Genomic DNA, 13,313 nt, shown 5'->3' on the forward strand with positions numbered 1-13,313 from the left:
GAGATCGTCCGCTCCGCCTCGCGCCGGTCCTGCTTCTCCCGCAGGGTCTGCCGCTTGTCGTACTCCTTCTTGCCGCGCGCCAGCGCGATCTCGACCTTGGCCCGGCCGTCCTTGAAGTACAGCGCCACCGCGAGCTGTGCCGGAATCAGCGCGGCGGGCAGCACCCGTCCCCACGCCCAGTGGCCGCTCACCCCACCGGCCACGAACAGCACCGCGCCCAGCACGAAGAACAGCACCAGCGCGTCCCGCCGGTCCCGCCACCAACGCACCGCCAGCGCCACCACCCCCAGCAGAACCAGCCAGTACCGCCCGATCAGGTCCCGGTACAGAGGCCGGTGCACGGCGTCCATCCCGTCCCCGGCACCGAGCAGCGCGAAGAAGTCGTAGTACGGCCAGACCCACAGCACCACCACCCCCACCGCGACCCCGGCCCCCAGCCACCCCCACACCCGCGCCCCGGCCCGCGCCGCGCTCACGACGGCGAGCGCGCCCAACGACGCGACGACCCCGGAGAACTGGTGGACGAGCAGAATCACCGCCCACAGCACCCCGCAGCCGAGCCAGACCCCCCACCCGGCCGGCCACCCGCCGCTCCCGCGCGCAGCCCGTGCCAGCCACGCCCAGAGGTGAAAGGCGAGGCCCAGGGCGAGAACACTCGGATACGCCACCGTCAGCGCGAGCGAGTGGAGCCCGAGGAAGCCGCTCCACTCGAACTGGGCCGTGCCCCACAGCAGTACCAGGCACAGCAGCGCGAGCGGCGGCGCCGCCGGACGCGCGCTCAGGGTGCGGACGTACCGCCACACGCCCGTCACCAGCACCCCGAGCGCCACCAGCGCCCCGATCCGCAGCACGACGAAGACGGAGAACCCGGTCACCCTGGCCACGCAGCCGAGCAGCACCGTCCACGGCGAGTAGTACGGGCTCGGAGTGTCCGCGTCGACCAGCGGGTTGCCGGGGTCGGTGAGGCTGTGCCGCAGGCGTTCGACGGTGGCCGCGTGCATGCCGAGGTCACCGATCCAGGGCAGCCGGACGATCACCAGGAGCAGCAGGAGGAGGACGAGCACGGCGCCCGCGCCGGGGACGACGGCCGCTCGCGGCGGCACGGCACGCGTCATCGTCCCGGGACGCTCCCTCACGCAGGCACTTTAACCCCCATACTCACCCAATCCAGACATGAGGGCGCCCCGGGCCACGACGACCCGGGGCGCCCCGGCGACCACGCCACTCCTGGCGTCACGCGGTCAGGAGTGCGTACGCAGCAGCGTCCGCATCGTCCGCATCGCCACCGACAGGTTGGACAGGTCGAAGGAGTCCGAACCGCGGATCTCCTCCAGCGTGGCGCGGGCCCGGCCGAGGATCGCCGCGTTCTTCTGCTCCCACGCCTGGAACCGCTGCTCCGGCGTCGACGTGCCGTCGCCCGCCGCCAGCACGTCGGCGGTGAGCGCCGCGTGCGCCGCGTACAGGTCCTCGCGGATCGCCGCGCGGGCCATGGACTGCCAGCGGTCGGAGCGGGGCAGATCACTGATCCGGTCCATCAGCTGGGTGACGCTCAGCCGGTCGGCGAGGTCGTAGTACACCTCGGCGACGTCCAGCGGCTCCTTGCCCATGCGGTCGGCCACCGACACGATGTCCAGCGTCGGGAAGGCCGAGGAGAACCCGGCCACCCTGGTGGCCGGCTCGTCCGGGACGCCGGCGGCGGTGAGCTCGTCGTAGATGTGCTGGTACCACTCCGCGTCCGCGCCGCGCAGCAGCTTCGGCAGCTGCGACCAGACCTGCTCGACGCGCTCGGCGAAGAAGTCGACCGTCTCGGCGAGCTGCAGCGGCTGCGGCCGGTTGTTCAGCAGCCAGCGCGTGCCGCGCTCGACCAGGCGGCGCGAGTGCAGCCGGATGCGGGTCTGCACGGCGGCCTCGACCCTGGTGTCCAGCGCCTCCACCGCGTCCCACACCGGGGCGGCGCGGAAGATCGCCCGGGCCGCGGTCTGCGCCCGCACGATCTCCTCCAGCGACGCGCCGGTCTCCTCGCGCATCCGGTGCAGATACGTCGTACCGCCCGTGTTGACCGTGTCGTTGACCAGGACGGTCGTCGTGATCTCACGGCGCAGCGGGTGGCCGTCGATCCGGTCGAGGAACTGCTCGCGCAGCGCCGTCGGGAAGTACGCGTGGAGCAGGCCCTTCAGATACGGGTCGTCGGGCAGCGAGGTGTGCAGCAGCTCCTCGGCGACCGTGATCTTCGTGTACGCCAGCAGCACGGCCGTCTCCGGGCCGGTGAGACCGTGTCCGGCGCCGAGGCGTTCGCGGATCTGGCGGTCGGTGGGCAGGAACTCCAGGGCCCGGTTGAGGTGGCCCTCCCTGACCAGGTGGCGCATGAAGCGCTGCTGGGCGTGGAGCATGTCCTTGGACTGGGCCAGCGCGTTGGCGATGGCCGTGTTCTGCGCGTAGTTGTTGCGCAGGACCAGCGCTCCGACCTCGTCGGTCATCTCGGCGAGCAGCTTGTTGCGCTGCTTGACGGTCATGTCGCCGTCCCTGACGAGACCGTTGAGCAGGATCTTGATGTTCACCTCGTGGTCGGAGGTGTCCACGCCCGCGCTGTTGTCGATGGCGTCGGTGTTGATCCTGCCGCCGTTGCGGGCGAACTCGATCCGGCCGAGCTGGGTCAGGCCCAGGTTGCCGCCCTCGCCGACGACCTGGACCCGCAGGTCCTTGCCGTCGACCCGGATGGCGTCGTTGGCCTTGTCGCCGACGTCGCCGTTGGACTCGGTGGACGCCTTCACGTACGTACCGATGCCGCCGTTCCACAGCAGGTCCACCGGCGCCGAGAGGATCGCCTTCATCAGGTCGGCCGGGGTCATCTTGGTGACGCCGGCCTCGATGCCGAGGGCCTCGCGGATGTGCGCGTTGACCGGGATCGACTTGGCCGTGCGCGGGAAGATGCCGCCGCCGGCCGAGAGCAGCCCGGTGTCGTAGTCGGCCCACGAGGAGCGCGGCAGCTCGAACAGCCGGCGGCGCTCGGCGTACGAGGTGGCCGCGTCCGGTGTCGGGTCGATGAAGATGTGCCGGTGGTCGAAGGCGGCGACCAGGCGGATGTGCTCGCTGAGCAGCATGCCGTTGCCGAACACGTCACCGGACATGTCGCCGATGCCGACGACGGTGAAGTCCTGGGTCTGGGTGTCCACGCCCAGCTCCCGGAAGTGCCGCTTGACGGACTCCCACGCGCCGCGGGCGGTGATGCCCATGCCCTTGTGGTCGTAGCCCGCGGAGCCGCCGGAGGCGAAGGCGTCGCCGAGCCAGAAGGTGTAGGACTCGGCGACCTCGTTGGCGATGTCCGAGAACTTCGCGGTGCCCTTGTCGGCGGCGACGACGAGGTAGGTGTCGTCCTCGTCGTGCCGGACGACGTCCGCCGGGGGCACGACCTCGCCGGCCACCATGTTGTCGGTGATGTCGAGCAGCGCCGAGATGAACGTCCGGTAGCTGGCGATGCCCTCGGCCATCCAGGCGTCACGGTCGACGTTCGGGTCGGGCAGCTGCTTGGCGACGAAGCCGCCCTTGGCGCCGACCGGCACGATGACGGTGTTCTTCACCATCTGCGCCTTGACCAGACCGAGGATCTCGGTACGGAAGTCCTCCCGGCGGTCCGACCAGCGCAGACCACCGCGCGCGACCTTGCCGAAGCGCAGGTGCACGCCCTCGACGCGCGGCGAGTACACCCAGATCTCGAACGCCGGGCGCGGCGCGGGCAGGTCGGGGATGGCCTGCGGGTCGAACTTCATGGAGACGTAGTCGTGCGGCCTGCCGCTGCTCGCCTTCTGGAAGAAGTTCGTCCGCAGCGTCGCCTTGATGACGGTGAGGAAGGACCGCAGGATCCGGTCCTCGTCCAGGCTCGCGACCTGGTCGAGGGCGGCGTCCACCTCTTCGAGCAGGGCGTCGACGATCTCGTGTCCGGCACGCTGCCGCTCGGGGGCCATGCGCGCCTCGAACAGGGAGACGAGCAGACGCGTGGTGTGGACGTTGTTGCGGAGGGTGTCCTCCATGTAGTCCTGGCTGAACGTCGAACCCGCCTGCCGCAGGTACTTCGCGTAGGCGCGCAGCACCATCGCCTGCCGCCAGGTCAGCCCGGCGCTCAGCACGAGGGCGTTGAAGCCGTCGTTCTCCGCCTTGCCGTTCCAGGTGGCGGCGAAGGCCTCCTGGAAGCGCTCGCGGGCGTCGTCGCCGAGGTAGTCGGCGCCGCCGACCACCGACCGCGGCATGCGCAGGCCGAAGTCGTAGATCCAGGCCGTCGTGCGGTCCGCGCAGCGCAGCTCGTACGGCCGCTCGTCGGTGACCTCGACGCCGAGCCGGCTGAGCACCGGCAGCACGGCGGACAGGGAGACCGAGCCGCCCTTCTGGTAGATCTTGAACCGGCGTTCCTCGGGCACGGCGCCCACCGGCTCGTAGAGGCTCAGCTCGAAGGTCTTGTCCTCGTCCAGCCGTTCGAGGTGGCCGAGGTCGGCCACCGCGGAGCGCGGGCCGTGGTCGGCCTTGTAGCCCTCCGGGAAGGCGCTCGCGTACCGGCGCAGCAGTTCGGCGGACCGCTCCTCGCCGAACTCCGCGTTCAGCGCCTCGGCGAACCCGTCGGCCCAGGAGCGGGCGGCCTCGACGAGCCGGGCCTCGATGCGCTCCTTGTCGGCGTCGGACAGCTGCGGCAGCTCGGTGCCCTGCGGGACCCGGACCACGAAGTGCAGCCGGGACAGGATCGACTCGGTGTTCCAGGCCGTGAAGTCGACGCTGGTGCCGCCGAGCTCCTCCTTGAGGATGTCGATGATCCGCAGCCGGACACCGGTGGTGTAGCGGTCGCGGGGGAGGTAGACGAGGGCCGAGTAGTAGCGGCCGTACTCGTCCTGGCGCAGGTAGAGCCGCAGCCGGCGGCGCTCCTGGAGGTAGAGCACGGAGGTGACGATCGGCTCCAGCTCCTCGACCGGCGTCTGGAACATCTCGTCGCGCGGGTACGTCTCCAGGATCTGGAGCAGGTCCCGGCCGTCGTGGCTGTTGGGCGAGAAGCCGGCCCGGTCCAGCACCTCCTCCACCTTGCGCCGGACCACCGGCACCCGGCGGACGGACTCGGTGTAGGCGGCGGAGGAGAACAGACCGAGGAAGCGTCGCTCGCCGACGACGTTGCCCTGCTCGTCGAACTTCTTGACGCCGATGTAGTCCAGGTAGGACGGCCGGTGGACGGTGGCCCGGCTGTTGGCCTTGGTCAGCACGAGCAGCCGGTGCTCGCGGGCCTTGGCCCGGGCGTCGGCGGGCAGCCGCTCGAAGGACGGGCTGACGGGGTGGCTCTCGTCGGCCGCGTGGTGCGGGTCGGAGCGCAGGATGCCGAGGCCGGTGCCGGCCACGGCGGCGAGGGAGTCGTCACCGCGCAGCTGGTACTCGCGGTAGCCGAGGAAGGTGAAGTGGTCGTCGGCCAGCCAGCGCAGCAGCTCGCGGGCCTCCTCCAGCTCCCGCGGGGGGAGGTCGTCGGGGGCGGGTTCCTTCGGCAGTTCCTCCGCGACGCGGAGGGCCGCGTCCCGCATCTTGCCCCAGTCCTCGACGGTCTCGCGGACGTCGTTCAGGACGCGCAGCAGGTCGGCGGTGATCTGCTTGAGGTCACCCCGGTCGGTCTCGCGGTCGATCTCGACGTGGATCCAGGACTCGACGTGCGCGTCGTGCGGCAGGTCGTCGGAGGGCCCGCCGGCGAGCACCTCGATGAGCTTGCCGGTGACGTCGCGCCGCACCACGATCAGCGGGTGGACGACGACGTGGATGCCGCGGCCCTGCCGGGTCAGCTCGTTGGTCACCGAGTCGACGAGGAAGGGCATGTCGTCCGTGACCACCTCGACGACGGAGTGGCTGCACGTCCAGCCGTTCTCCTCGACCGTCGGGGTGTGCACCCGCACGTTCGCCGTGCCCTGGGGGCGGTTCCCGGCCAGCCGGTAGTGCGAGACGGCGGCTCCGAAGATGTCGACCGGGTCGCGGTCGGCCAGGTCCTCAGGGGCGGTGTGCCGGTAGTAACGCCGGAGGAACGCGAACACGGATGCCTGGTCGGGGGCGCCCGGGGTGCCCGGGGTTTCCGGAGTTCCCTCGCCCGTCGTCCCAGTCGGTAGGTGCCCCCCGACCGGGCTGTTCTCAGCTACCCGTGCAGCCCTTTCGAGCAGCTCGGCCTTGGCTTCGTCCAGCTTGGTCTGCATTGTCCTCTGGCTCCTGTCGCGCGCCGTTGCGTGACGTAGAAGGAAGTACGGTCTCCTGCCTTCCGACGTGACGCCGAGACGCGGGGTGTCCGGTCTGTTCCGACGCTATGCCGCAAGGTGAGATGAGCGGGGGCATATCGGCCAAAGTCGCCACGCCCGCCGGGTGTGACGTCGCTCTCGCCGTCACCGTCCGGGGGGTGCGCGGCGCCGTCCCGGGGGCCTTCGGCGCCCCGTCCCGCCCGCGAAGACCAGCGACCGCCGCCCGGACACGGATGTCGTCCGTGCGTACCGGGCGCAGGGCAGGGGCACCGATGCCCCCGCGAGCTATCGCGCTGATCACGCCACAAGGCTATCGCCCCCCGAGGGGCCCCCGTCACGAGCCGCATGTGTACAAAACCGAGACCGGAACTTGGACACTCCGCACAGAACCAGGCGCAGCTCCGCGCAGTCGCGCCTCCACAGCCGCCGGCCCTCGCGCCGACGCAGCCGCGGACAGTCGTGTCGCCGCAGCTGCGGGCAGTCGTGCCTCCCCCAGTGCCTGAACGGCCCGGGAGGCACCCCGCAGCGCCGGGACGCGCGACCCACCCCGGCCGACGCCGACGCCGGGCACCACTCAGCCGACGTCACCCACCGGCGCGGAGAACCCGCTCACGCCGCCAACCGCTCCGCCTCCGCCACGGCCTCCCCCAACGTGTCCACCACCGGCACCCCGACCCCCTCCAGACTGGCCCGGCTGTGCGAGCCCCCGGTGTAGAGCACCGCCCGCGCCCCCACATGCCGCGCAGCCACCGCGTCGTCGGCGGCATCCCCGATCACCACCGTACGAGCCGGCTCCACACCGGCCCGCGCCAGCTCACCGAGGTGCCGCACCATGTGCTCGGCCTTGCTGCCCCCGGAAGGCCCGATCCGTCCGTCGACGCGTATGAAGTGCGTCTCGATCCCGAAGCCCTTGACCAGCGGGACGAGCTCGTCGTGGTGGTACATGCTGAGAATCGACTGGCTGCGCCCCGCCGACCGCCAGCCCGCGAGCAGTTCCGTCACGCCCTCGGTGAGCGCGCACCGCACCCGGTGCTCGGTGTAGTGGCGCTGGAAGGCCGCGTCCATGACCTCCCACTCGGCGTCGGTGGGCAGCCGCCCCATCAGCCGCTCGTAGAACTTCGGCACCGGCACGCAGTACAACGCCCGGTACTGCTCCAGCGTGATCGGCGCCAGTCCCAGCTCGGCGAACGCCGCGTTCGTCCCCTCGATGATCGCGTCGTTGTCGTGGAACAGCGTCCCGTTCCAGTCCCAGACGATGTGCGCCCCTGTCTGCATCCCCATGCCGAAGAACGTACCCGCCGCCACTGACAGTCAAGACGGGGGCCGCCGCCGCGGGACGTCAGAGACCGGCCCCCACCAGGTTCGGGATCTCCTGCGTCGCGTACCACAGCAGCTCGTGGTCCTCCGCCCCGTCCACGACGAACTGGGCGTCGTCGTCCCCGCCGTCCGCCGCGGCGAGCGCCTCGGCCGCGGCGGCCACGTCCTTCTCGGCGTCCGCGGAGTCGACGTGCACCGCGGCCGCCTTGGCCAGCGGCAGCGGCCCGGCGACCCGCACCTCGCCCGGCACCGCCTGATCGGTTCCCCGGTCCGGGTCGGCCGAGGCCGCGCCGTCGGGCACGTCGGCGGCGACCACGACCCGGCGCCGGGGCGCACCGTCGTCGGCCGCCAACAGCCGCAGCGAGGCCAGCGCGGCCCGGTTCAGGGCGGCGTACTCCAGCTCCTCCATGTCGTCCGAGACGTACCACTCGCGCAACGCCGGCGTCACGGCGCAGGCGGCGAGCGGCCCGGTCCCCAGCGTGCCCGTCCTGTGCGCCTCGGCGAGGCCGGAAAGGGTCAGGGGGACGTAGACGCGCATGAGACTGCCGCTTTCGTGGTCGGGGACTCCGGAGGGTCTGGAGAGCCTTCAGGATACGTGCGGTGTCCCCTTTCGGGTCCCCACCCACAACGCCTGACACGTCCACCCACGGCCCCGGAATTCACCCGGTCGACCCGCTCCGTCCCGGGGTTTCCGTATGCCCGGACCACTCTGATAGGTGAACCTCCAGAGCCCCCCGACCCGACCACCCTCCGCCTTGCCCTTCCGGCCCGCCACCCCGTACAAGATCCCCGACCACGAAGTTACTGCCCGGTATTATCCGAGCCACCGAACGGGGACCCCTCCATGCGCAAGGTCATGACCAGGACCCAGCTCCGCCCGATCCCCCGCACACCAGCCACCCCCCTCCCCTCCACACCCGCAGACACCACCCCGCGTCCAGGCGGCGCACCCCTGCGCACCTCCTCCGGCGTCCTCCGGGAGGACCGTACGGAGAGGCCCGCAGAGGGGCCCGCAAAGGGGTCCTCGGAGGGATCCACGGAGGGACTGTCACCACTCGCCGCCGCACCGCCCCGCAGGCCCGGCGGGAGCGTCGCGCGGGCCGCGGCACCCGGTGGCCGTCCGCCGGGCTCGCCGGGCCGGTCCTCGCGAGGCCGTACGAGGCCGGCGGACACCCGACCGCCCACGGCCGGTCCGGGCCGCTCCACCGTGACGGGCTCCCGCACGGCGGCCGGCGCCCCCGTCGCGGGCGCGGACGCACAGGCCGCGCACCGCCGGGCCACCCCGGCCCCCGCAACGCCTCTCGTGCCCGCCCAGCCCCCTCGTCGCCCCCTCCCGCGGCTCCGCACCACCGACCACTTCGCCGAGCTCCTCCTCGGCGTGCTCAGCGGCCGACGCCCCGTCCACTCGATGCTCCGGCACACCGCCGGCCGGGCCTACGACGAACTGGCCCGGCTCGCCGAACGCGGCCCCCTGCGTACCCGCGGCACGCTCCCCGTCGTCCGCGACATCGGCTACTTCGAGCCCCGCCCGGGCGCACTGGAGGTCTTCGCCCGCATCGGCGCCGGTGACCAGCTACGCGCCATGGCCTTCCGCCTGGAACAGGGCCGGGACCTGCGCTGGCGCTGCACGGCGGTGGAGCTGGGCGGGCCTCGCAGGCCCCACACGACCGACGACTGAACCGGCCCGCGCCACCGGAGAGCCGACCATCCGGCGAACCACCGCGGAGCCGCACCCGGGCAAATCGGTGAACCGTGAACCGCGGGACCGCAAGACCGCAGGACCGCAAGATCGCAAGACTACGGGACTACGGGACTACGGGACTACGGGACCGCGAACCCCGCACAGGCCGAAGGGCCGGCCACCCCCAGGGGTGACCGGCCCTTCCTCCGCCACGGCGCCCGCAGGCACCGCACCGTCACTTCTTGCGGCGGCGTCCGCCCTTGGCCTGCTTGCGGCGCTCCGCGCGGGTGAGCCCGTCGGACGGGGACTGCGCGGGCTCGCCGTCGGTGGTGAATTCACCCTCGATGACACCGCCCTCGCCGTCCACGGTCGGCGCGGAGAAGTGCAGGTCCCGACGCTGCGGGGCGTCGAGCCCCTTGGCGCGGATCTCCGGACGTGCGCCCGCCTGGGCCGGCACCGCGTCCTGCGGGCCCTTCTCCAGCGACGGCGCGGCTTCCGCGACCGGGACCTCCTCGACCTGCTGCTCGACCTGGACCTCCAGGTTGAACAGGTAGCCGACGGACTCCTCCTTGATGCCCTCCATCATGGCCTGGAACATGTCGAAGCCCTCGCGCTGGTACTCGACCAGCGGGTCCTTCTGCGCCATCGCGCGCAGGCCGATGCCCTCCTGGAGGTAGTCCATCTCGTACAGGTGCTCGCGCCACTTGCGGTCCAGGACCGAGAGCACGACCCGGCGCTCCAGCTCACGCATGATCTCGGAACCGAGCTGCGCCTCACGCGCCTCGTACTGCTCCTGGATGTCGTCCTTGATGGACTCTCCGATGTACTCGGCGGTCAACCCGGCCCGGTCGCCGGCCGCCTCCTCCAGCTCCTCCACGGTGATCTTTACCGGGTAGAGCTGCTTGAAGGCACCCCACAGACGGTCGAGGTCCCAGTCCTCCGGGAAGCCCTCGGCGGTCTCGGCCTGCACGTACGCGTCGATCGTGTCGTTCATGAAGTGCTGGATCTGCTCCCGCAGGTCCTCGCCCTCCAGAACACGGCGGCGCTCGCCGTAGATGACCTCGCGCTGCCGGTTGAGGACCTCGTCGTACTTCAGGACGTTCTTGCGGGTCTCGAAGTTCTGCGTCTCCACCTGCGACTGGGCGGACGCGATCGCGCGCGTGACCATCTTGTTCTCGATCGGCACGTCGTCCGGGACGTTCGCCATCGACATCACGCGCTCGACCATCTGGGCCTTGAACAGGCGCATCAGGTCGTCGCCCAGGGAGAGGTAGAACCGGGACTCGCCCGGGTCGCCCTGACGGCCGCTACGGCCGCGCAGCTGGTTGTCGATACGGCGCGACTCGTGCCGCTCGGTGCCCAGCACATACAGGCCGCCGAGCTTCTCGACCTCTTCCTTCTCGGCCTTGACCGCCAGCTCGGCCCGCTCGAGTGCGGCGGGCAGGGCCGTGGCCCACTCCTCGATGTGCTCCTCCGGGTCGAGGCCGCGCTGGCGCAGCTCCGCCTCGGCGAGGTCCTCGGGGTTGCCGCCGAGCTTGATGTCCGTACCACGGCCGGCCATGTTCGTGGCCACCGTCACGGAGCCCTTGCGACCCGCCTGGGCGACGATCGTCGCCTCACGGTCGTGCTGCTTGGCGTTGAGCACCTCGTGCTGGACACCGCGCTTGCTGAGCTGCTGCGAGAGGTACTCGGACTTCTCGACCGAGGTGGTGCCGACGAGGATCGGCTGGCCCTTGCGGTGCTTCTCCTCGATGTCGTCGACGACCGCCTCGAACTTCGCGACCTCGGTGCGGTAGATCAGGTCCGACTGGTCCTTGCGGACCATCGGCCGGTTGGTCGGGATGGGCACCACGCCGAGCTTGTAGATCTGGTGGAACTCGGCGGCCTCGGTCATCGCCGTACCGGTCATGCCGGACAGACCGGGCTGTTCCTTGCCGTTGTGGTCGTGGCGCTTGTAGAGGCGGAAGAAGTTCTGGAGCGTGATCGTGGCGAGCGTCTGGTTCTCGTCCTTGATGTCCACCCCTTCCTTCGCCTCGATCGCCTGGTGCATGCCCTCGTTGTACCGGCGGCCGGCGAGGATACGGCCCGTGTGCTCGTCGACGATCATGACCTCGCCGTCGATGACGACGTAGTCCTTGTCCTTCTTGAAGAGTTCCTTGGCCTTGATGGCGTTGTTCAGGTAGCCGACCAGCGGGGTGTTCACCGACTCGTAGAGGTTGTCGATGCCCAGCCAGTCCTCGACCTTGGCGACGCCGGACTCGTGGATGGCGACGGTGCGCTTCTTCTCGTCGACCTCGTAGTCGCCGGTCTCCTCGATGCCCTTGAGGGTGTTGCCCGCCTCGCCCTTCTTCAGGCGCGTGACCAGCTTGGCGAAGTCGCCGTACCACTTGGTGGCCTGGTCGGCCGGGCCGGAGATGATCAGCGGCGTACGGGCCTCGTCCACCAGGATGGAGTCGACCTCGTCGACGATGGCGAAGTTGTGCCCGCGCTGGACCAGCTCGTCCTTGGACCACGCCATGTTGTCGCGCAGGTAGTCGAAACCGAACTCGTTGTTCGTGCCGTAGGTGATGTCGCAGCCGTACATCTCGCGGCGCTGGGCCGGCGTCTGGTTGGCGAGGATGCAGCCGACGCTCAGGCCGAGGAACTTGTGGACGCGGCCCATCATCTCGGAGTCGCGCTCGGCCAGGTAGTCGTTGACCGTGACGATGTGCACGCCCTCGCCGGACAGGGCGTTGAGGTAGGCGGGCAGCGTACCGACGAGGGTCTTGCCCTCACCGGTCTTCATCTCGGCCACGTAACCCATGTGGAGGGCCGCGCCGCCCATGATCTGCACGTCGTAGTGCCGCTGGCCGAGGACGCGCTTGGCGGCCTCCCGGACGGTGGCGAAGGCTTCGGGCAGCAGGTCGTCCAGGCTCTCACCGTCGGCGTAGCGCTGCTTGTACTCATCGGTGAGGGCCCGCAGCTCGGCGTCGGAGAGGTCGACGAAGTCCTCTTCGATGGAGTTGACCTGGTCCGCGATGCGGTGCAGCTTGCGCAGGATCTTGCCTTCGCCTGCACGCATGATCTTCGAGAGGACGGACACGGGGGTTGGTCTCCTTGCCGGTCGGGCCTGGCACGGTCGGTTTCCTGTGACGAACTGAGCAACGGCCATCGTATGCGAGGACCCCGCCGCCCCGGGAGGCCTGCCGTACGGGGACCGTGTGCTCCTTCGTCCTGCTTCCGCTCTGCTGTCATTCGGTTCAACGCCCGAGCCCCGCGGATGGTGCCGCCTCCCGCCGAAGAATTGCGCGAAACGTGACCGCCCGTTCACGCACGGCTGCGTACCCGGCAAATCGATGGCGTCCGCCGCGGGCCGCCGCGCAGAATCGGCCGATGGAACCCCTCACGCTCACCACCGACCGCCTCGTCCTGCGCACGGTCGGCCCCCAGGACACCGAGGCCGTGTACGCCGCCGCTCAGGATCCCGACATCCAGCGCTGGACGACCATCCCCTCGCCCTACCTCCCCGAGCACGCGCGAAGCTTCACGGAGCAGACGGTTCCCGATGGCTGGGCGAACGACTCGATGTTCACCTTCGGCGCCTTCCTGCCCGCCGGCGACCTGGCCGGCGTGCTCGGCGTCACGATGGTCTCCCCGGGCGTCGGCGAGATCGGCTTCTGGGGTACCAAGGAGCACCGCGGCCGCGGCTACGTCACCGAGGCCGCCGTCGCCGTCGCCCGCTGGGCCTTCACCCACCGGGAGATCGACCGCCTGGAGTGGCGCGCCGAGGTCGGCAACACGGCCTCCCGCGCGGTGGCCCAACGCGCCGGCTTCGCCATGGAGGGCACGTTGCGTTCCGCGATCAGAAACAACGGCGTACGCCGCGACTGCTGGATCGGCGCCCTCCTCCCCTCGGACCTGTCCCTCCCGTCAACGACCCCCTACCTGCCGGCCCGAGCATGAACCACCCGGCCGCGGGCAGTCGTGCCTCCCCCAGTGCCTGAACAGGCCGCGCACCCACCAGGCCCACACCCACCCCGGACACCGGCCTCACACCGGCCCCTGCACCCGCCCACCGCACCCCGCCCCCGCGCGCC

The 13,313-nt window shown here is 70.9% G+C and carries 6 protein-coding genes and 1 pseudogene; 2 read left to right on the forward strand and 5 right to left on the reverse strand.

The genetic code is table 11. The features are described 5' to 3' along the window. The 4 genes and pseudogenes from RM812_RS38625 to RM812_RS38640 form a co-directional block, all read right to left on the reverse strand. A pseudogene (locus RM812_RS38625) lies at window positions 1-128 on the reverse strand (SsrA-binding protein); the annotation flags it as partial. Between the two features lie 1,113 nt (window positions 129-1,241). Continuing rightward, entirely contained in the window at window positions 1,242-6,200 is a 4,959-nt protein-coding gene (locus tag RM812_RS38630) for an NAD-glutamate dehydrogenase (RefSeq protein ID WP_311585065.1), read from the reverse strand. Between the two features lie 648 nt (window positions 6,201-6,848). Further along, on the reverse strand, window positions 6,849-7,520 hold the full coding sequence (locus RM812_RS38635; protein ID WP_311585068.1) for an HAD family hydrolase: 672 nt from the start codon (window positions 7,518-7,520) through the stop codon (window positions 6,849-6,851). Between the two features lie 58 nt (window positions 7,521-7,578). Continuing rightward, the gene (locus RM812_RS38640) at window positions 7,579-8,094 is read right to left on the reverse strand and encodes a DUF6912 family protein (protein WP_311585071.1); all 516 of its coding nucleotides are present in this window, start codon (window positions 8,092-8,094) and stop codon (window positions 7,579-7,581) included. A 669-nt stretch (window positions 8,095-8,763) separates the two neighbouring features. Here RM812_RS38640 and RM812_RS38645 point away from each other — a divergent pair. Then, window positions 8,764-9,234, forward strand: coding sequence for an Rv3235 family protein (locus RM812_RS38645; RefSeq protein WP_394816584.1), 471 nt, complete (start codon window positions 8,764-8,766; stop codon window positions 9,232-9,234). A gap of 238 nt (window positions 9,235-9,472) precedes the next feature. Here the strand turns inward: RM812_RS38645 and secA are convergent, their stop codons facing one another. After that, a complete protein-coding gene (secA, locus tag RM812_RS38650; RefSeq protein ID WP_311585074.1) occupies window positions 9,473-12,319 on the reverse strand; it encodes a preprotein translocase subunit SecA in 2,847 nt (948 codons plus the stop codon). Between the two features lie 290 nt (window positions 12,320-12,609). On the opposite strand from secA, the gene RM812_RS38655 reads away from it, so the two are divergent. Continuing rightward, window positions 12,610-13,179, forward strand: coding sequence for a GNAT family N-acetyltransferase (locus RM812_RS38655; RefSeq protein WP_311585076.1), 570 nt, complete (start codon window positions 12,610-12,612; stop codon window positions 13,177-13,179). Window positions 13,180-13,313: the final 134 nt, after the last annotated feature.

This window comes from Streptomyces lancefieldiae (assembly GCF_031845825.1).
Taxonomy (GTDB): domain Bacteria; phylum Actinomycetota; class Actinomycetes; order Streptomycetales; family Streptomycetaceae; genus Streptomyces; species Streptomyces lancefieldiae.